This window comes from Janthinobacterium sp. PSRC1-1 (assembly GCF_049897525.1).
GTDB lineage: Bacteria > Pseudomonadota > Gammaproteobacteria > Burkholderiales > Burkholderiaceae_D > Janthinobacterium > Janthinobacterium tructae.
The window spans coordinates 508,775-528,311 of record NZ_JAFCWK010000001.1 but is presented as its reverse complement, the minus strand read 5'-3'; the positions used below and the strand labels follow the sequence as shown (position 1 = coordinate 528,311).

Sequence of the window (19,537 nt, the reverse complement as noted above, 5' to 3'; positions counted from 1 at the left end):
ATTTGCAATCTCATAAAGTACACGAAAACCTTGTCAATGCGCAACCGGCACGACACGTTTTCGCCCGCTTTTTTGCACGTTACGCGTGCTATCGCACAATCGCGCGGCAAATGCCGCCGCCAGCGTGTCCGGAAATGATTTTTCGGCCCCGCCACGCGCCCCTTCGCGGCAGGCGAAAATCCTCGCGCAAGCCTCGTCGCAGCGCTGAATAAAGCATGCATTTTTCCACCGCCATGCACGCGAAAAAAAAGCGCCGTCACGAGGACGGCGCTTCTTGGCGTAGCCTGAAAAAGGATTATTCCCAGTTCAGCGCACCACCCGTTTGGTACTCGGTCACGCGCGTCTCGAAGAAGTTGCGTTCCTTCTTCATGTCGATCATTTCGCTCATCCACGGGAATGGATTTTCCTCTTGCGCGAACAGCGGCTCGAGGCCGATCTGCTGCGCGCGGCGGTTGGCGATGAAGCGCAGATAGCCCTTGAACATCGGTGCGTTCAGACCCAGCACGCCGCGCGGCATGGTGTCTTCCGCGTACGCGTATTCCAGCTCCACGGCTTGCATGAACAGCACTTTGATCTCTTCGCGGAATTCGGCCGTCCACAGCAGCGGGTTTTCCATCTTGATCGTGTTGATCAAGTCGATGCCGAAGTTGCAGTGCATCGATTCGTCGCGCAGGATGTACTGGTACTGCTCGGCAGCGCCCATCATCTTGTTCTGGCGGCCCAGCGCCAGGATCTGCGTGAAGCCGACGTAGAAGAACAGGCCTTCCATCAGGCAGGCAAACACGATCAGGGACTTCAGCAGCTTCTGGTCGTTTTCCACCGTGCCGGTGGTGAACGCGGGGTCGGTCAGGGTGTTGATGAATGGGATCAGGAATTCATCCTTGTCGCGGATCGACTTGACTTCGTTGTAGGCGTTGAAGATCTCGCCTTCGTCCAGGCCCAGCGATTCGACGATGTACTGGTAGGCGTGCGTGTGGATCGCTTCCTCGAACGCCTGGCGCAGCAGGTACTGGCGGCATTCCGGCGCCGTGATGTGGCGGTAGGTGCCCAGCACGATGTTGTTGGCGGCCAGCGAGTCGGCCGTCACGAAGAAGCCCAGGTTGCGCTTGACCAGGCGGCGCTCGTCGTCCGTCAGGCCGTTCGGGTTTTTCCACAGCTCGATATCGCGCTGCATGTTCACTTCCTGCGGCATCCAGTGGTTGGCGCAGCCGGCCAGGTATTTGTCCCACGCCCACTTGTACTTGAACGGCACCAGCTGGTTGACGTCCGTCTTGCCGTTGATGATGCGCTTGTCGTCGGCATTCACGCGGCGCGCCACTTGCTCGGCGTTCGCTTCGGACGGTTCGGCACCGGCCGGCAGGTTCAAATCGGTATTTCCCAATGGCGCTTGCTGCGCCGGACGCGGCACAGCTGCCGACGTGGTTTCATCATCCCAGGACAACGACATAATCTTCTTCCTTTCCATGCCGGCGAGCCGGCGATCCGCAACAGGCCCGTTGTATCGGACAATGCGGACATTGACAACATTGAATCAGCCCAGAAGTTCTGGGCTGACAACTAAAATTTTACTGGCAGGCTTCGCATTCTTCAAAGCCGTCATCCCCCGGACGCAGGTAGCAGGCTTCGCCATCGGCGTCGTCCGCTGCAGCTGCCGCCACGGGTGCCACCACGGCGGCAGCTGCTGCCGCCACGATCGCTGCCTGGGCGCTCTGGGCGCTGGCCGACATGCCGCCATCGACTGCCACGGCGTTCAGGGCACCCGTCTTGGAGGTCGATTTCTCCATGTGGGTAGCGGCGATGGTACGCAGGTAGTAGGTGGTCTTCAGGCCACGCAGCCATGCCAGCTTGTAGGTCTCGTCGAGCTTCTTGCCCGATGCGCCAGCCATGTAGATGTTCAGCGACTGGGCCTGGTCGATCCACTTCTGGCGACGCGAAGCCGCTTCCACCAGCCAGCTTGGCGACACTTCAAAGGCGGTGGCGTAGATGTCGCGCAAGTCTTGCGGGATGCGGTCGATCTTCACCAGCGAACCGTCGAAGTACTTCAGGTCGGAGATCATGACTTCATCCCACAGGTCGCGCGCCTTCAGGTCGCGTACCAGGTAGCCGTTGATCTCGGTGAATTCGCCCGACAGGTTCGATTTCACGTACAGATTCTGGAACGTCGGCTCGATACAGGCCGATACGCCGATGATGTTCGAAATCGTCGCCGTCGGGGCGATCGCCACGCAATTCGAGTTGCGCATGCCGAACTTGGCGATGCGTTCGCGCACCGGGGTCCAGTCCATGGCCGACGAGGAATCGACTTCCAGGTAGCCGCCGCGCTCTTCGGCCAGCAATTTGACCGAGTCCTGCGGCAGGATGCCACGGTCCCACAGCGAACCGGCATACGATTCATAGCGGCCGCGTTCTTCGGCCAGTTCCGTCGACGCCAGGTAGGCGTAGTAGCACACCGCTTCCATCGAGGTGTCGGCGAAGCTGACGGCGGCGTCCGAGGCGAACGGGATGCGCATCATGTGCAGGCAGTCCTGGAAGCCCATCACGCCCATGCCGACCGGACGGTGGCGCATGTTCGAATTGCGCGCCTTCTCGACCGCGTAGTAATTGATGTCGATGACGTTGTCGAGCATGCGCATGGCGGTGCGCACGGTCTTGGCCAGCTTGACGTGATCGAGCTTGCCTTCCTTCATGTGCGCCGGCATGTTCACGGAACCGAGGTTGCAGACGGCGATTTCGTCAGGGCCCGTGTTCAGCGTGATTTCCGTGCACAGGTTCGAGCTGTGGACGACGCCGACGTGCGACTGCGGGCTGCGGATGTTGCAAGGATCCTTGAACGTGATCCATGGGTGGCCCGTTTCAAACAGCATCGACAGCATCTTGCGCCACAGGTCCAGCGCGGCGATCTTCTTGAACGAACGGATTTCGCCGGCGGCGGCCTTGGCTTCGTAGCCCAGGTAAGCCTTTTCAAAGGCCTTGCCGACTAGGTCGTGCAAGTCCGGCGTTTCGGATGGCGAGAACAGGGTCCACTCGCCTTTTTCCATGACGCGCTTCATGAACATGTCGGGAATCCAGTTCGCCGTGTTCATGTCGTGCGTGCGGCGGCGGTCGTCGCCCGTGTTCTTGCGCAGGTCGAGGAATTCCTCGATGTCCATGTGCCAGGTTTCCAGGTAGGCGCAGACGGCGCCCTTGCGCTTGCCGCCCTGGTTGACTGCCACGGCCGTGTCGTTGACCACTTTCAGGAACGGTACCACGCCTTGCGACTTGCCGTTGGTGCCCTTGATGTGGGCGCCCAGGGCGCGCACTGGCGTCCAGTCGTTACCCAGGCCGCCGGCGTACTTGGCCAGCAGCGCGTTGTCCTTGATGGCGTCGTAGATGCCTTCCAGGTCGTCCGAGACGGTGCTCAGGTAGCACGACGACAGCTGCGAACGCAAGGTGCCCGAGTTGAACAGGGTCGGCGTCGAGCTCATGAAGTCGAACGAGGACAGCAGATTGTAGAACTCGATGGTGCGCGCTTCGCGGTCCGCTTCGTTCAGCGACAGGCCCATGGCCACGCGCATGTAGAACGCCTGCGGCATTTCGATGCGCACGTCATGGATGTGCAGGAAGTAGCGGTCATACAGCGTTTGCAGGCCGATGTAGCCGAATTGCAAGTCGCGGTCGGCAACGATGGCCTTGGCCAGGCGTTCCAGGTCGAAACTGGCAAGTACCGGGTTCAGCAGATCGTTGGCGATGCCCTTGGCGATATATTGCGGGAAATACGTCAGGTACTCGGCGGCAGCGGCCGCTTGCGGCACTTCCTTGCCGAACACTTCCTTGCGCACCGTGTGCAGCAGGATGCGGGCCGTGACCTGGCTGTAGGCCGGATCTTTTTCCATCAGCGCGCGCGCCGCCAGGATGGCCGACTTGTGCAGCTCTTCGACGGGCACGCCGTCGTACAGGTTCTTCACCGTTTCCGCCAGGATCGCGTCGGCATCGACGTGCTTTTCCAGGCCGGCGCAGGCGGCGTTGATCAGGTCGCGCACTTCCTGCATGTTCAGCAGGCGGCGCACGCCGTTGTCAGTGACGTTCAGTTGGGGTGCGGTCACTTGCGCCGAAGCGCCCAGCGCCTCCTTCTGCAAGCGGCGCTCTTCCATGTGCTTGGCGCGGTACAGCACGTAGGCACGCGCCACATCGTGCTCGCCCGAACGCATCAGCGACAGTTCCACCTGGTCTTGCACGTCTTCGATATGGAAGGTGCCGCCACCCGGATGGCGGCGCACCAGCGCGGCGACGACGCCGTCGGTCAGTTGCTCCACCAGTTCGCGCACGCGTGCCGAAGCGGCGCCCTGGCCGCCGTTAACGGCCAAAAACGCCTTGGTCATGGCGATGGCGATCTTCGAAGGCTCAAATGCCACCACCGCGCCGTTGCGGCGGATGATGCGATAGTCGCCCAATGCCGCGCCGGTGCTCGCCACGCTATTGGCCGCGCCTGGCGCTGGCGATACTGGCGTTGGATGGATGGAAATATCTTGTGGTGATTGCATTGAAGCTCCCGTTGTCAGCTAAAGTCAGCCTGCAGTTTTGCTGCCGCGTGTGTTGTTGAATAGAACGCCCGATGGTCAGGGTTTCTTCAGGTATTTGATGCTAAATAGTAAATAATATACAGCCAAAAATCAGACGGCCAACCTGTACAGCCCGGCTGGCGCGAAACACGATCAAGGGTGATGAAACGCCAGTTCCCGTTGCCATATCAACAAACAGGGTAGCTTTGGTAATAATTTTGAAAACGTCTGTGATGGCACTACATATAGTCTTTAAATCCAAGTTATGCACTAATTGTAGTGCCCATCGAAAGGCGATGCAATAGTTTTCCGGCATCCGCCAGCGTAATTTTTTGTATTTTCATATACGATTTCGGTTGACTTTTCAGGGCACGGATGGAAAGCCCAATCCCCGCGTAGTAAGCGCTAACGCAGCTTGCCCGCGCACAGTTTCCAGCCAGCATTCTTGATAAAAATGCCAGTCAAAAAACGGTCCCGGATCCGTCTTCCTCCCCGGCGCAATGTGCTCATGGCCGCGCACCTGGGACAGCCCGTAGCGCGCCACCAGCGCCGCCGTCAGCGCCGCCAGCACATGGTATTGCCGCTGCTGGAAGGGCACATCGTCCGCGCCTTCCATTTCGACACCGATGGAATAGCCATTGCACTGCGGGCGCCCTTCGAACATGGACGCGCCGGCATGCCAGGCACGTTGATCAGTAGAAACATATTGCAACAGCGCACCATCGCGCCGCACAAAAAAGTGCGCCGACACCTGCAAGCCACGCAGGTCGGCGAAAGAAGGATCGGCATTATAGTCTACCCGGCCGGTAAACAAGTCCGACACATGCGGTCCGCCAAAGTGGCCGCCCGGCAAGCTGATGTTATGGATCACCAGCAAATCGACTTGCGCACCGTCCGGGCGCGCATCGTGGTATTGGGAGTCATAGCGCAGCGCGCCGTCGCACCAGCCATCTTCATCTATCGTCCATGCTGTCATCAAGGTAGCGCTTCCTGTATCGTCAATTTCTGCATGCGGTAACGCAACTGGCGCACGCTCAGGCCCAGCTGGCGCGCCGCCCGTGCGCGGTGATAGCGCGCCTGCACCAGCGCCTGCATGATCATGTCGCGCTCGGCCTGGCGTAAATACATGTCCAGCGGCAAGGCGGGCGGCACGCCATATGCCGCCATGCCGGGCAGACACAGTTGCCGCTCCGGCAAGTCCGGCAATGCCGGCGGCGCCTGCAGCGGCCTGCTGCCCGCCGCGGACGGCAAGGCCAGCGCGTCGAGTGCAATCACGCCACCGTCGGCAAAGGCCAGTGCCCGCTCCAGCAGGTTTTCCAGTTCGCGCACATTGCCGGGAAACGCATACGCGGCCAGCGCCGCCAGCACCGACGGCGCCAGGCTCACGGCCTGGCGTGGCGCCAGACGCGCCAGGATCACCTCACATAATACCTGCAGATCGCCGCGCCGCTCGCGCAGCGGCGGCAGCGCCAGCTCGATCACATGGAGGCGGTAAAACAGATCCTGGCGAAACGTGCCGGCGGCCACGCCGCGCGCCAGGCCCTGCTGGCTGGCGCACAGGATGCGCACGTCGACGGCCTCGTCGGTACTGCCGCCCAGCTTGCGCACGCGCCGCTCCTGCAGCACGCGCAGCAGCTTGACCTGCATGGCCAGCGGCAGATCGTCGACTTCATCGAGCAGCAGACTGCCGCCATGGGCCGCCTGGAACAATCCCTGGCGCTCATGCAGCGCGCCCGTATAGGCGCCCTGGCGGCAGCCGAAGAATTCGGCCTCCATCAACGCTTCGGGAATCGCGCCGCAGTTGACGGCAATAAAAGGGAAGCTGGCGCGCGCACCCTGCGCATGGATGGCGCGCGCCGCCAATTCCTTGCCCGTGCCCGATTCGCCGCGGATGGCCACCGGCGCGCCACAGCGGGCGATGCGGCCGATCTGCGCACGCAGCGCCTGCATGGGCAGGGAGTTGCCGCTCAATTGCGGCGCCGGTGGCATGCCGGCGGCGGTCACGGCATGCGGGCTGGGGCTGAGGCTGGGACGGGACATGGGACGCGCCTTTCTGCAATGGCGGCGACGAAGCGCCTGCCGCAGATGCTACGCCGGATGGAGGCCCGAGGACGTTACGATACGGATGAGCAACGCGAGCGAATCTGCCGGCGTGGCCTTACAGCGTGGCGTGCGCGTGGCTGCAGTAATCGTGGCCCTTGGCTTGCACGTTTTCCGAGGCCGGGTAGTACACGCCGCAATGGGCGCAGCACAGCATCAGCTCGGCATCCGGCAATTCCTGTGGCCGGCCCGGCGGCGCATACGGGTTCGGCGGCTGTTGCTGCTGCGCGCGGGCGCGCTGCTGCATGCCCCGGATCTTGCTGCGGATAGCAAACAGCACCAGGAACACCAGCGCCAGCCAGAATAAAACACGTGTCATGCGTATCCTCGGTGTAAAACCACTTCCAGTACAAAACGGCTGCCGACATAGGCCAGCAGCAAGGTGGCGAAACCGGCCAGGGTAAAACTCAGCGCCGTCTTGCCGCGCCAGCCGCGAAAGCGGCGCCCTGCCAGCAGCGCGGCAAACAACAGCCACGACAGCATGGTAAACACCGATTTGTGATCCCAGGTCAAGGCCTTGCCAAATAATTGTTCGGAAAACACGATGCCCGACAGCACGGTCAGGCTCAGCAAAATAAAACCCAGGCCGATCATGCGAAACAGCAGCTTTTCCATCGTCAGCAAGGCCGGCAGCTGGTCCAGCGCGCTGCCGATGAAGCCGCGGCTTTCGCTGCGCGTATGCAGACGCGATTCCTGCAGCGCCATGAGCACGGCGTGAAAGGCGGCAATCGTCAGGGTGCTGTAGGCGAGCACGGCCACGGCAATATGCCAGCCGAAGACGGCCGACTTGCCTTCCATGCTGACCTGGCTGCCAGGAAAGGCCCAGGCCAGGCCGATGGCGATGACGGCGCTGGGCATGACCATGCGGCGCAGTCCATCCAGACTGAAATTGCGGTTCTCTATCCAGTAGGCGCCCACCGATACCCACAGCGCGGCCGACAGCATGGCGGAAAAGCCGAAGCGCAAGGTGCCCGGCGCCATCAGGTCGAACCACAGGGTGGCGGCGTGCGCCAGCCAGGCGACGCCGGTCAGGCCGGCAATGAGCCGGGCACGGGACGAGGGAAGCACCGCGCACGCCGCGTACAACAGGGCGGCGATAAGAAAGAAATAGATCTGCATAGTTTAAGTTTACACCATAGCCGACAAGCGCGATTCAAGCGACAGCCAGGGTGACAGGCATTCCGCCGCCAGCCAATGCTGCAAGCCTGCCATGATATCGCGCCTGAGGCGCAACGGGGTAGCGCACCCTCAAGATTTCGGTATTCTTTCTACCGACACACTTTTCCCACGGCACAACCACGTTGCCATCCTGATTAGCCAGTCCTATAATTATGTCCACATAGCAATATTCATCCACCCTAAGGCCACGTCCCCCTCCATGCTTTCCTTCAGAAAAATTACCTGGACCTGCCTCCTGCTGGCCGCCTGCACTGTATTAAGCGGTTGCACGAAAGATGCGCCTTCCCAATCCACGTACGAGGAATATTTCCGTACCTCGATTCAAAACTATGACCTGTACAAGGACTACTTCGAGATCGCGAAACTGGAAAAGCTCAATGGCTGGAAAGAGAACGAACAGTACGAAATCAAGGGCTCGGCCATCCTGCGCGCCAAGGTGGGCTACCTGGAACTGCTGGCCGACGTGGCCGACAAGCTCGAGACGCAGGCGAAGACGGATGGTTCCGTGGGCATGACCATGGGTCTGGGCCTGATGGCGCGCGGCATGAGCGGCGAAAACAAGGTTTTCCGCGACTTCTGGGCGCAGCAGCAGGAAAAGAAAGCGATTCCCGCGCCGCTGCTGACCCGCCAGGCGGCGATGACGGCCGAGCGCTTCGAAAACCTGCTGCAATGGTCGGACCAGATCGTACAGGACAATTACGGCGCGATCATCAGCCGCCAGCTCAAGAAAGGCGATGAACTGACGCGCACCTATACACTGAGCTTCCGGCAGACGGAAAAAGGCTGGATGGGTTTTAACGCCCGCTAAGGGCGCTGCACATAAAAAAACCTCCGGACCATCGCTGGCACGGAGGTTTTTTGATGGTTTTACTGATTTACTTCACATTCAAGCTCTTTTTCGCCTGCTCCAGCAAGTCCGTCTTGACCCAGTCCTTGGCCACGGGCGGCTTCGTCATGCGGCCCACGCCCGTTTTCACCATCACATCGGTGGTCACCTGGATATGCTCGGGCGAGATGTCGTACGAATACGGCGAATTGCTGATCGCGTCGTCGAAGTCATCCTTCGTGATCTGGCCGCGGAACACGACTTCGCGCACATACTTTTCCGCCGTCGCCTTGTTGTCGATAAAGGTCTTGGTCGCTTCGACGAAGCAGCGCATGAATTTTTCCGCCACCGGGCGGCGTTCTTTGTAGAACTTTTCCGTCATCACCATGGTACGCACGGGTTCGCCGATCGGCGTGTCGTACGGTTTCAGGATTTCCGTACCAAAACCTTTGTTGATCGCCTGCGACGATTGCGGTTCCGACTGCATCATGGCGTCGATATTCTTGCCCATCAGCGCCTGGTTCAAGTCGGCGTAGGCCAGGAACACCAGTTGCACATCCTTGCCCTTGGTGTCGGCATACGTCAGGCCCGCTTGCGCCAGCTCGGCCAGCAGCAGCACTTCCTGGATGCCGCCGCGCGTCACGCCCACGCGCTTGCCCTTCAGATCCTTGACGCTGGTAATCTTTTGCCCGGCGCCCGCCACCAGGCGCGCGCCGCCTTTGGCAAAGCCGGCCACCACATAGATGGGCGCGCCGCCGGCACGGCCGGAAATGGCCGCTTCGGACGCCGTCGCCCCCACGTCCAGCTCGCCCGCGATAATCGCCTGCATCACATCGAGGCCCTTGGCAAAGATATGCTCTTCGACCTTGATGCCGCACTTGGGCGCGATTTCCTTGATGTACGACACGGCGCCGTAATGGGCGAATTTCAAGTTGCCCAGGCGCACGACTTCCTGCGCCTGTGCCTGGACGGCACCCATGCCGAACGCCAGCATGAGGGCGGCGGCGATACCGGTCTTCAAGATTGATTTTTGCTGCATCGGGTTCTCCTGTGGTGGTTGGTGTGTGCCCGCAAGGGCATAAAACACAGCTTTTCTTATATTATCGAGAGATAGTACCGTGTGTTAGAGCCAGGGCAACATTTTTTTGCCGGCAGCCACGCTGCCGGCGTTGTGACAAGCACTACTGTCCGGCCAGCGCCACCACCGGATCGAGTCCCGACGCCTTGCGCGCCGGCATGAAGCCAAACACCAGCCCCGTCACCACGGCGCAGGCAAACGCGCCGGCGATGGCGCTCAGGGAAAAGATCACCGGCACGTCCCATACCAGCAGCAGGCCGGCCACCGTCACGCCGACCACGATGCCGGCCACGCCGCCCACCACCGACACCAGCACGGCTTCGGTGAGGAACTGGCGCAGGATGTCGCGCCGGCGTGCGCCCGTCGCCATGCGGATGCCGATTTCGCGCGTGCGCTCGCGCACCGTCATCAGCATCACGTTCATGACGCCGATGCCGCCCACCACCAGGGAGACGGCCGCGATCAGGCTGAGCATCATGGTCATGTTGTCCTGCGTCTTCGCTTCGGCGGCGATCGACGCGGCCGCGTTGCTGATGCCATAGTCGCGGATGCGGTGGCGTTCGAACATGGTGGCGTCGACCGCCGCCTCCACCTCCGTCACGCGCTTGACGTCGTCCACCGCCAGGACCGTGTAGGTCGGCTCGCGCTGGCCGAAGACGCGGATGCCGGCCGTGGAAAACGGCAGCAGCAGCACGTCGTCTTCATCCTTCTCGCCCGTCAGCGCGCCCTTCGCGCTCATCACGCCGATCACCTGGAATGGCACGTTGCCGATCAGGATGCTCTGCCCCACGGGATTGGCCACGTCGGGCATCAGTTTTTCCGCCAGGTGCGCGCCCAGCACGGCCACGGTGGCCATCTCGCGCTCGTCTTCCTCGGTAAAGAAGCCGCCCTTGGCCACCGGCCAGGTCTGGATCTGCGGCAGGGCCGGTCCCGTGCCGCGCACATACGTCTGCACGTCGAGGTTGCCGTGACGTATCACCTTGTTGCCCGTGACATTCGGCAGCACGTGGGTGATGCCCGGCACGTCTTTCAACGCATCGAGATCGGCCAGGGTGATGCTGCGCCCGGGGATGCGCGAACTTTCGCCGCGCGAGGCCATGTACAGCAGATTCGAGCCGAAGGCGCCCAATTGCGCCATCACCTGCTGGCGCGTGCCCAGGCCGATGGCCAGCATGACGATCACGGAGGCCACGCCGATGACGATGCCGAGCAGGGTCAATCCCGTGCGGAAGCGGTTGATCCACAGCACGCGCCAGGCGGCGCGCGCCGCGTCGAGCAATTCCGTGCCCAGCGACGCGCCCCCATCGTGCGCACAGTGGGCGGCGCGCGACATGTCCAGCGGCGGCAGGGCCGTCGACGTGGCGGGAATGGCGATGGCGCCCGAATCTGCGATGATTTCGCCATCGCTGATCTCGATCACGCGGCGCGCCTGGGCCGCCACCTTGCGATCATGCGTAATGAGGATGATGGTGTGGCCCGCGTCGGCCAGTTCGCCCAGCAGAGCCATGACTTCGGCGCCGCTGCTGCTATCCAAGGCCCCCGTCGGTTCATCGGCGAGGATGATGCGCCCGCCATTCATCAGCGCGCGCGCGATCGACACGCGCTGCTGCTGCCCGCCCGATAACTGGTTGGGCCGGTGGTCGAGCCGCTCGCCGAGGCCCAGGCGCTTGAGCAGCGCTTCCGAGCGGGCGTGGCGGGCCGCGGCCGGCATGCCCGCGTACAGGGCCGGCACTTCCACGTTTTCGCGCGCCGATTCGGTGGCGATCAGGTGATAACCCTGGAAGACGAAGCCAAACGCTTCGCGCCGCAGCCACGCCAGTTCATCGGGATTCAGACTGGCCACGTCCTGGCCGGCGAAGCGGTAGCTGCCGTCGCTGGGCCGGTCCAGGCATCCCAGCAAATGCATCAGGGTCGATTTACCGGAACCGGACGCACCCACGATGGCGACGAATTCACCGGCACCGATGGACAAGGTCAGGCCGCGCAGCACTTCCACGGCCGGCGCGCCATCGTGGCCGCCGTAGCGCTTGCGGATGCCGGCAAGTTCAATCAGTGGCGCCGGCTGGCCAGGTTCTCCCGGTTGCCCCAGCGACGCGGCCTCGTTCATGGCGCTCACAGCTGGAACCTGCTGGCGCCGCTGCCGGCCGGCTGCTCGCCCGTGACCAGCAACTCGCCTTCGCGCAAGCCTTGCAGCACTTCCGCGCTGAGGCGGTTGCGCACGCCCACGGTGACGGCGCGCGTATCGACCTTGCCGTCGGCATCCATCACGCGGGCCGTGAACTGCCCCGGCCTGGCGCCTTCTTCGGTCGACGGTTTCAAGGCCGGCAAGGGCACGGCCAGCACATTGTTCGCCGCGGCCGTGACAAACACCACCTGCGCCGTCATCTGCGGCATCAGTTCGCCATCGGCGTTATCCACGTCGAACAGCACTGTATACAAGATCACTTTGCTGGTCGACGGCGCCAGGGCCGTGCCGGCGGCGGAACCGCCGGGCACGGGCGGCGCCGGCAGCACTTGCCGCACCTTGCCGCTCCAGCGCCGCTGGTCGCCGCCCAGGGTGGTGAAGTAGACGGGCATGTCCGGGCGCACGCGGCGCACGTCCGCTTCCGACACTTCCGTCCATACCGTCATGGCCGACAGATCGGCGATGCGCAGGATGTTCGGCGTCTGGTACGTGGCGTTCAGGGTTTGCCCCTCTTTCGCGTCCAGGCCCACGACCTTGCCGGCCATCGGCGCGTAGATACGCGTATAGCCGAGGCGCGCCTCGTCCGCCTTCAGGCTGGCCTGGGTCTGGTCTATCTGCGCCTTCAGGTGGTCGATCTTGGCGCCGGCCGAGGCCAAGGTGGCTTCGGCCGTTTCCAGGTCGGCCAAAGGTGTCGAGTCGAATTTGGCCATCTGCTGCTGGCGCACGTGCTGCCGGCCCGCCAGACGGTGCTGCGCCTGCTGGTCGGCCAGCTGCGCGCGCAAACCCGCCAGGGCGGCGCGGCCCGCGTCGACCGTGGCTTGCTGCACGCTGGGGTCGATCTCGGCCAGCAGCTGGCCTTTTTCCACGGCGCTGCCGGGCTGCACGTGCAGGCGCGTGATCTGGCCCGACACCTGCGCGCCCACGTCGACATAGGTTTGCGGCTGCAGGGTGCCGATGGCCGTGACGCTCGCTTCGATGTTGCCGCGCTTGACGGGCGCCGTGTCGAACACGGTGGCCGGGCCGCGCGTGGCCCACAGGGCACCGGCGCCAAACAGCGCCAGCAAGACCGCGCCGCCCAGGATGCGGGCGCGGCGGGAAGGCAGACGGGCCGCCATCAGGAAACCACTTTCAATACGGTCAAAACATCAATCAGTGTCGCCAGGCGTGAAAAATACATCGGTCTATCCTTGAAAATGGCGGTGATCATCACCGCAGAAACGTCACAAGACCTGCCAGCGCGGCGACGGCTGCCAGCAGGGAACTACGCAACAGCAAGCGGGGGGCATACGGCAGCAGCAGGGCCACCAGCAGCGCTCCCGCGCCGATGAATCCCAGCCAGGCGACCACGCCGACGGTGGCGCTCCAGCCGGCCACGCAAGGCCAGATGGCCAGCGCCAGCAGGATGGTTCCGGCCAGTTGCAGCGCGCGCCGCACGTTCGGCGCCGCGTCCCTGCCCCAGACCTGGCCATGGTGGCGGTCCATCGCCAATGAAAGGCTGGCCATGCCCGCATACGACAGGCCCAGCGCGCACAGGATGGTGGTGATCATGACTGTCCTTCCGTATTGACTTGCAGGCTGGCCGTGGATGCGGCGCCTTCCCTGGCGGCGGCTTTTTTAAGCGGCTGTTCCTTGCGCTTGCGGACTTTCCACGCGCCCCAGGCGGCCAGCAGGCCGAAGGCCATGCTGCCCAGCTCCACGCCTGCGCTTTCCCAGTCGCCGCGCGCGACCTGCGCCACCAGACTGTCGCCCGTACTCAGGACATTGAGCACCGGCAGCAGCAGGCATAGCGCCGCCAGCAAGCCAAGTTGCTCGATCCACGCGCGCTTTTCCGCGCGCAGGCAGGCGTGCACCAGCATCAGGAACCACACGCCGAAGAAGGCGCGCACTTCCCAGCCGGCGCGCTGCTCGATGCCGACGGGGATCAGGCGGTTGGCCCACAGGAAGCCCACGCAGGCGATCGACAGGCCGGCAATCGCCGCCACATTCAGGCAGGCGATGACGCGGTACACGCGCTGCGTATAGGCGCCGAACTCGCCGCCGGACTTCTGGCGGCGCTTGACCATGAACAGGATCGCGCCCGTGCCCATCATGGCCGTGCCGGCCAGGCCGCAGAAGAAGTACAGCCAGCGCATCGGCGTGCCGCCAAAGCCCACCATGTGCAGGTTCGACATGACGGAGCGCGTCAGGCCCGCGCCGCCCGTGTCCGACTCGCCCGGCAGGCGCACGGCGACCTGCTCGCCCGTGGCCAGCGCATAACAGGCCCTGCCCGTATTGGCGCTGATGCGCTCGAGCAGTTCCGTATCCTCGTTCCAGCCGTACATGCACACGCGCATGGAGGCGTCGTTCGGGTTGTCCAGCACCACGGCGCGGATTTCCTGGCCGATGGCCTGCTCGGCGCGCAGCGCGAACGATTCCAGCGCGGGAATGGCCAGCGGCTGGCCGATGCGCGCAGGTTTGCCCGCATCGTTCCAGTCGGCCAGGAAGGCCCGCTTGGGGTTGTCCATGCCGTATTGCGCCACCACGGGGGCCGGCACATAGTCATCGCTGAAAAAGGCCAGGCCCGTGTAGGCGATCATGAACTGGAACGGCAAGGTCAGCACGGCCACCGCGTTGTGCGCGTCGAGCCACGAACGCTGGCCCTTGGCCGGGCGGAAGGTAAAGAAATCCTTGAAGATGCGCTTGTGCGTGATGACGCCGCTCACCAGCGCCACCAGCATGATCATGGTGGTGATGCCGACGATCCACACGCCGATGCGTCCCGCGTGCAGCTCGTAGTGGAAATCAACGAAATGGTGGCCGCCGATGGTTTCACGTTCGGTTGCCTCGCGCGCATGGTTGACGATGGCGCCCGTCAGCGGGTCGAGGTCCGCCGAGCCATAGCCGCCGCCGGGCTGGAACCAGTAGGCGGACAAGCCATGGCCGGGACGCTGCACGGGCCAGATTTCCCACATGTCCGCCTGCGGGTGTTCTTTCGCCATGAAGTCGAGCGCCAGTTCCAGACGGTGCGCGCGGTCCGTGACCTTGGGCAGCGGCGCATCGTTCGCATGCGCCGCCTCTTCGAGTGCGTGTTCGGGCGTCATCCAGTGGCCGATCGGGTCGTCGAAGACGGCCAGGGTGCCGGTCAGGAAAATGGCGAACAGCAGCCAGGAAATCCACAGGCCGCTCCACGTATGCAGCCAGGCCATGGCTTGCCGCAAGCCGCCCTGCTGCGGCGTTTTCACCACTTTGTCGACCTTGAAGGCGTTCATGCGGCACCTCGCGACAGCAGCAGGCCGATGCCGCCGCACAGAATCGCCGGCAGCAGCATGCCGAGCCAGGCGCGGCGCAGGTCTTGCACGGCAAAGACCCAGATGACGGCGCAGGTGTACACGACGAAGGCGCTCAGGGTGGCCGTCAGCACGGCTTCGGCGCGCGACAGCGGCAGCACGGCCGACAGCAGCACGGCCACGCCGGACGTGAGCGCATAGCCGCCAAAGACGGCGGCGAGCACGCGCGAGAACAACAGCATATTGGCAGATTTCATCGTTGCGGCACCCCAGACAACGGTTGTTGCGCCGGGTGGCAGACCATATACATCAGATGCATCACACTGCGTCCTTCCATCAAAATTGATTATGGCGGCGGCACGCAGCGGCATGAAACCGCGCAACGTGGCGCCTTGAATGGGTACTGGAAATTACGTCTCTCAACTACAGGTGCCGCGAGAATCGAAAACGGGCAGTCCGATTGAACAATATTGTTACCGAGGCGGGCTACGCGGCCGGCTCCACCGTCACCCAGTAACGCGTGCGGCTGCGCACCTGCACCGGCAGCGAGTTGGGCAGCATGTTCAGGATGCGCTGCGTGTCGGCCAGCGGGAATACCCCCGACAGGCGCAGCTGGGCCACTGCCGGCGCGCAGTCGATCACGCCCGGGCGGTAGCGGGCCAGGTCGGCCAGGAAGTCGCCCAGGGCCACATCGTCGACGATCAGCTGCCCGCGCGACCAGGCATCGGCATACGCGTCGATGGCGTGCGGCGCGTCCGGTGCATGGCGGGAAAACGCCACGCCACGCCCGGCCGCCAGCAGCAGGGGCGCGCCAGCGCTGTCGCGCGGGCGGATGTCAACGGCGCTTTCAAACACCTCCACCGTGCTGACGCCATCCTGCTGGCGCACGACGAAGCGCGTGCCCAGCGCGCGCACCAGGCCTTCGCGCGTGGCCACCACCAGCGGCGCGGCGCTGCCGGCACCGTGGCCACTGCTGACGAGGATCTCGCCGGCCAGCAGTTCGATCAGGCGGCGCTTGTCATCGAAACGCACGTTCACGGCCGATCGCGTATTCAGGCTGAGCACGCTGCCATCGTCCAGCACCACCTCGCGCCGCTCGCCCGTGGCCGTGCGGTAGTCGGCGCGCAGGGCGCGCACGCCATCCCAGGCGCCCGTCTGCGCGGCCAGCAAGCCGCCGCCAGCGGCCACGCCCAGCCATGCCAGCAACTGGCGCCGCTTGCCATTGACGGCTTGCTGCTCTGTGCCGGCCAGCGCCTGCGCGGCCGCACCGCGGTGCAAGCCGTTGAAGCGCCGCGACACCGCGTCGATATGCTGCCAGGCGCGTTCATGTTCCGGGTCGGCCCCGCGCCAGCGCTGCCAGGCGGCGTGCTCCGCTTCGCTGGCCTCGTCCGACATCAATACAGTCAGCCACTCGGCCGCCTGCTGCTGCACTTCCTCGGCTATGGCCGCCGGGGCCACGGGTTCTGCCAGCGTGCTCATGCCGGCAGCGAGAAAAACACCTGGCGGTTGGCACGCGTCAGGTATTGCTTGACCGAGCTGGCCGACACGTTCAGGCGCGCGGCGATCTCGGCATAGCTGAGGCCTTCCAGTTGCGCCAGCAAAAACGCCGTGCGTACGGGATCGGGCAAGCCATCGAGGGCGGCATCGATTTCCTGCAAGGCTTCCAGCGCCAGCAGCCGTGCTTCCGGCGCGGGCGCCACCTCGGGCGGAAGGCAAGCCAGCGCCTGCAGATACGCGTCTTCCAGCACCTGCCGGCGGTAGCGGTGCGCCACCAGGCGCCGCGCGATGGTGGCGAGAAAAGGCCGCGCTTCGCGGATCTGCGGCGCCGTGCCGGCCGTCAGCACGCTGATGAAAGTGTCTTGCGCCAGGTCCGCCGCCTCGCCCGCATTGCCCAGCTTATGCCGCAGCCAGCCCTGCAGCCAGCCGTGATGGCTGCTATAGAGCGCGTGCAGGTCTTGTTGCTGGGCAAAATCGGCGGCCGACATGGCATCCCTTTCGGCTCAGGCGTGCGTCACCCGAGAATGTAAATAAGAATTATTCTCATTCTAACCGTGTTTTTGACTTTCATGCAATCGCGGCGTTGGCAGAAATACCAACTAATTCAAAAGCCGGCCAACCGCCAGGCACTGCAGCGCAGGACCGCCAGCCACCCGCGATGGGGTAAAATGGCGCCCATCGTCCGGCTTTCGCCGCCCACTCCCAAGCTTTTCATTGCAGGTTCATCATGCTAGATAATCTCACCCAACGGCTTGCCAAAGTCGTCAAGACCATGCGCGGCGAGGCGCGCCTGACCGAAGCGAACACCGCCGACATGCTGCGCGAAGTGCGCCTGGCGCTGCTCGAAGCCGACGTCGCCCTGCCCGCCGTGCGCGAATTCATCGCCAAAGTCAAAGAAAAAGCCATGGGCGAGGATGTCATTTCCTCGCTCACGCCAGGCCAGGCCCTGGTCGGCGTGGTGCAGCGCGAGCTGGCCGCCCTGATGGGCGCCGACCTGGGACCTGAAGCGTCACAGATCAGCTTTGCGCAGCAGCCGCCCGCCATCATCCTGATGGCCGGTCTGCAGGGTGTGGGTAAGACCACCACCGTCGGCAAGCTGGCGAAATACCTGAAGGAAGAAAAGAAGAAGAAAGTGCTGACCGTTTCGGCCGACGTGTACCGCCCCGCCGCGATCGCCCAGCTGCAATCGGTCACCGCCCAGGTGGGCGCCGACTTCTTCCCGTCCGCCAGCACCGACAAGCCGGTCGATATCGCGCTGGCCGCGCTGGACTGGGCGAAAAAGCATTACCACGACGTGCTGATCATCGATACGGCAGGCCGCCTCGGTATCGACGAAGAGATGATGCGCGAAATCGCCGCCATCCACGGCGCCGTGAAACCGATCGAAACGCTGTTTGTCGTCGACGCCATGCTGGGCCAGGACGCCATCAATACGGCGAAGGCCTTCAACGATGCGCTGCCGCTGACCGGTATCGTGCTGACCAAGCTCGATGGCGATGCGCGCGGCGGTGCAGCCCTGTCGGTGCGCCACATCACGGGCAAGCCGATCAAGTTTGCCGGTGTCTCGGAAAAACTCGACGGCCTGGAAGCGTTCGACCCGACCCGCATGGCCAACCGCATCCTGGGCATGGGCGACATCCTCGCGCTGGTGGAAGAAGCGCGCAAGGGCGTCGACAGCAAGGCAGCGGCCGACCTGGCGCAAAAGATCAAGGTCGGCGGCAAGTTCGACATGAACGACTTCAAGGCGCAACTGGGGCAAATGAAGAAAATGGGTGGCATGGCCAACCTGATGGACAAGCTGCCGGCCCAGTTCCAGCAGGCGGCAGGCGGCAAGAACATGGATCAAGCCGACAAGCAGGTGCGCCGCATGTGCGGCATCATCGACTCGATGACGCCGCAGGAGCGCGCCAAGCCTGAATTGATCAAGGCCACGCGCAAGCGCCGCATCGCCGCCGGCGCCGGCGTGCAGGTGCAGGAAGTGAACCGCATGCTGACGCAATTCGAGCAAATGCAGACGATGATGAAGAAATTGTCGGGCGGCGGCATGATGAAGATGATGCGCAGTATGAAGGGCATGATGCCGGGGATGCGTTAAGGCATCAAAATCCCCGCGAGCGGGGATTTTGATGGCATTCATTAGGCCACGTATCGAACTTCAACACCGCAAAAAACATCGTTCTAAATAATGCCGGATTGCATTTTCATGTGTCCGGCATCACTCTTCCCTCCCCCCCGCAGTGCTCCTCCCCGCATAGCCAGCAAGCATGCCATTTACGGGCAAAAACACCGTTCTGCGCCCCCAAGCGGTGCGCCCGGGCGACAGCATCGCCATTTCCCTGCCTTTTCCTCGGGAAAACGTGAAAAACACTTGCATACAAGGTAAATCCACACCAATATTAGCCGTGCGATTAATTGCGCAATTTCCCATGTGTTTGTTAAGGAGGCTCGAAGATGGCAACAGCCAAAAAAACCCCAGTAGCAGCGCCAGCCAAAGCAGCAGCAGCCAAGCCTGCAGCCGCCAAAAAAGCAGCACCCGCAGCCAAAGCAGCAGCTAAACCAGCAGCGGTGAAGAAAGCGGCAGCACCGGCAACACCACGCAAGCCAAACGCAGCATTCATGAAAGCAATGACGCCATCGAAAGAGTTGGCCGCCGTTGTTGGCGCAGCACCACTGCCGCGCACGGAAGTGACCAAGAAGGTATGGGATTACATCAAGAAACTCGATCTGCAAGATCCGGCCAACCGCCGCATGATCAATGCGGACGACAAGCTGAAAGCTGTTTTCGGCGGCAAAGCCCAAGTCTCCATGTTTGAAATGACGAAACTGATCTCCGATCATTTGAAATAATCAGATACGCACAGGGCGTTT

The 19,537-nt window shown here is 63.2% G+C and carries 17 protein-coding genes; 3 read left to right on the top strand and 14 right to left on the bottom strand.

Features of this window, described 5'->3' with window-relative positions:
* Nucleotides 1-295: 295 nt before the first annotated feature.
* From ACP7DW_RS02370 to ACP7DW_RS02345, 6 genes are all read right to left on the bottom strand, one after another.
* Nucleotides 296-1,447 carry a ribonucleotide-diphosphate reductase subunit beta gene (locus ACP7DW_RS02370; protein WP_426053566.1) on the bottom strand — a complete coding sequence of 384 codons (1,152 nt, stop codon included), beginning with the start codon at nt 1,445-1,447 and terminating at the stop codon, nt 296-298.
* A gap of 118 nt (nt 1,448-1,565) precedes the next feature.
* Complete coding sequence (locus tag ACP7DW_RS02365) at nt 1,566-4,520, bottom strand: ribonucleoside-diphosphate reductase subunit alpha (RefSeq protein WP_426053567.1); 2,955 nt, start codon at nt 4,518-4,520, stop codon at nt 1,566-1,568.
* Nucleotides 4,521-4,902: 382 nt separating this feature from the next.
* The gene (gene ampD, locus ACP7DW_RS02360) at nt 4,903-5,514 is read right to left on the bottom strand and encodes a 1,6-anhydro-N-acetylmuramyl-L-alanine amidase AmpD (protein ID WP_426053915.1); all 612 of its coding nucleotides are present in this window, start codon (nt 5,512-5,514) and stop codon (nt 4,903-4,905) included.
* Nucleotides 5,514-6,578, bottom strand: a complete 1,065-nt coding sequence (locus tag ACP7DW_RS02355) for a sigma 54-interacting transcriptional regulator (protein ID WP_426053568.1) — start codon at nt 6,576-6,578, stop codon at nt 5,514-5,516. The genes ampD and ACP7DW_RS02355 overlap by 1 nt, the downstream gene beginning before the upstream one ends.
* A 118-nt stretch (nt 6,579-6,696) precedes the next feature.
* Complete coding sequence (locus ACP7DW_RS02350; RefSeq protein WP_426053569.1) at nt 6,697-6,957, bottom strand: PP0621 family protein; 261 nt, start codon at nt 6,955-6,957, stop codon at nt 6,697-6,699.
* Nucleotides 6,954-7,757, bottom strand: coding sequence for a cytochrome C assembly family protein (locus ACP7DW_RS02345; RefSeq protein ID WP_289946018.1), 804 nt, complete (start codon nt 7,755-7,757; stop codon nt 6,954-6,956). The genes ACP7DW_RS02350 and ACP7DW_RS02345 overlap by 4 nt, the downstream gene beginning before the upstream one ends.
* A 259-nt stretch (nt 7,758-8,016) precedes the next feature.
* Between ACP7DW_RS02345 and ACP7DW_RS02340 the strand changes: the two genes are divergently transcribed.
* On the top strand, nt 8,017-8,625 hold the full coding sequence (locus ACP7DW_RS02340; RefSeq protein WP_426053570.1) for a hypothetical protein: 609 nt from the start codon (nt 8,017-8,019) through the stop codon (nt 8,623-8,625).
* A gap of 67 nt (nt 8,626-8,692) precedes the next feature.
* Here the strand turns inward: ACP7DW_RS02340 and ACP7DW_RS02335 are convergent, their stop codons facing one another.
* The 8 genes from ACP7DW_RS02335 to ACP7DW_RS02300 form a co-directional block, all read right to left on the bottom strand.
* Nucleotides 8,693-9,637, bottom strand: a complete 945-nt coding sequence (locus tag ACP7DW_RS02335) for an ABC transporter substrate-binding protein (protein WP_426053916.1) — start codon at nt 9,635-9,637, stop codon at nt 8,693-8,695.
* Nucleotides 9,638-9,824: 187 nt separating this feature from the next.
* Nucleotides 9,825-11,828, bottom strand: a complete 2,004-nt coding sequence (locus tag ACP7DW_RS02330) for a MacB family efflux pump subunit (RefSeq protein WP_426053571.1) — start codon at nt 11,826-11,828, stop codon at nt 9,825-9,827.
* Between the two features lie 5 nt (nt 11,829-11,833).
* Nucleotides 11,834-13,021, bottom strand: a complete 1,188-nt coding sequence (locus tag ACP7DW_RS02325) for an efflux RND transporter periplasmic adaptor subunit (protein ID WP_426053572.1) — start codon at nt 13,019-13,021, stop codon at nt 11,834-11,836.
* 91 nt (nt 13,022-13,112) lie between these two features.
* The gene (locus tag ACP7DW_RS02320; protein ID WP_426053573.1) at nt 13,113-13,454 is read right to left on the bottom strand and encodes a DUF3325 domain-containing protein; all 342 of its coding nucleotides are present in this window, start codon (nt 13,452-13,454) and stop codon (nt 13,113-13,115) included.
* Complete coding sequence (locus ACP7DW_RS02315; RefSeq protein ID WP_426053574.1) at nt 13,451-15,154, bottom strand: PepSY-associated TM helix domain-containing protein; 1,704 nt, start codon at nt 15,152-15,154, stop codon at nt 13,451-13,453. Before ACP7DW_RS02315 ends, ACP7DW_RS02320 begins: the two co-directional genes overlap by 4 nt.
* The gene (locus ACP7DW_RS02310) at nt 15,151-15,429 is read right to left on the bottom strand and encodes a hypothetical protein (protein ID WP_426053575.1); all 279 of its coding nucleotides are present in this window, start codon (nt 15,427-15,429) and stop codon (nt 15,151-15,153) included. Before ACP7DW_RS02310 ends, ACP7DW_RS02315 begins: the two co-directional genes overlap by 4 nt.
* A gap of 229 nt (nt 15,430-15,658) precedes the next feature.
* Nucleotides 15,659-16,651, bottom strand: coding sequence for a FecR domain-containing protein (locus ACP7DW_RS02305; protein WP_426053576.1), 993 nt, complete (start codon nt 16,649-16,651; stop codon nt 15,659-15,661).
* Nucleotides 16,648-17,157 carry a sigma-70 family RNA polymerase sigma factor gene (locus ACP7DW_RS02300; protein ID WP_426053577.1) on the bottom strand — a complete coding sequence of 170 codons (510 nt, stop codon included), beginning with the start codon at nt 17,155-17,157 and terminating at the stop codon, nt 16,648-16,650. Before ACP7DW_RS02300 ends, ACP7DW_RS02305 begins: the two co-directional genes overlap by 4 nt.
* 239 nt (nt 17,158-17,396) lie before the next feature.
* On the opposite strand from ACP7DW_RS02300, the gene ffh reads away from it, so the two are divergent.
* Nucleotides 17,397-18,764, top strand: a complete 1,368-nt coding sequence (ffh, locus tag ACP7DW_RS02295; protein ID WP_096237853.1) for a signal recognition particle protein — start codon at nt 17,397-17,399, stop codon at nt 18,762-18,764.
* Between the two features lie 356 nt (nt 18,765-19,120).
* Complete coding sequence (locus ACP7DW_RS02290) at nt 19,121-19,516, top strand: SWIB/MDM2 domain-containing protein (protein WP_100874461.1); 396 nt, start codon at nt 19,121-19,123, stop codon at nt 19,514-19,516.
* Nucleotides 19,517-19,537: the final 21 nt, after the last annotated feature.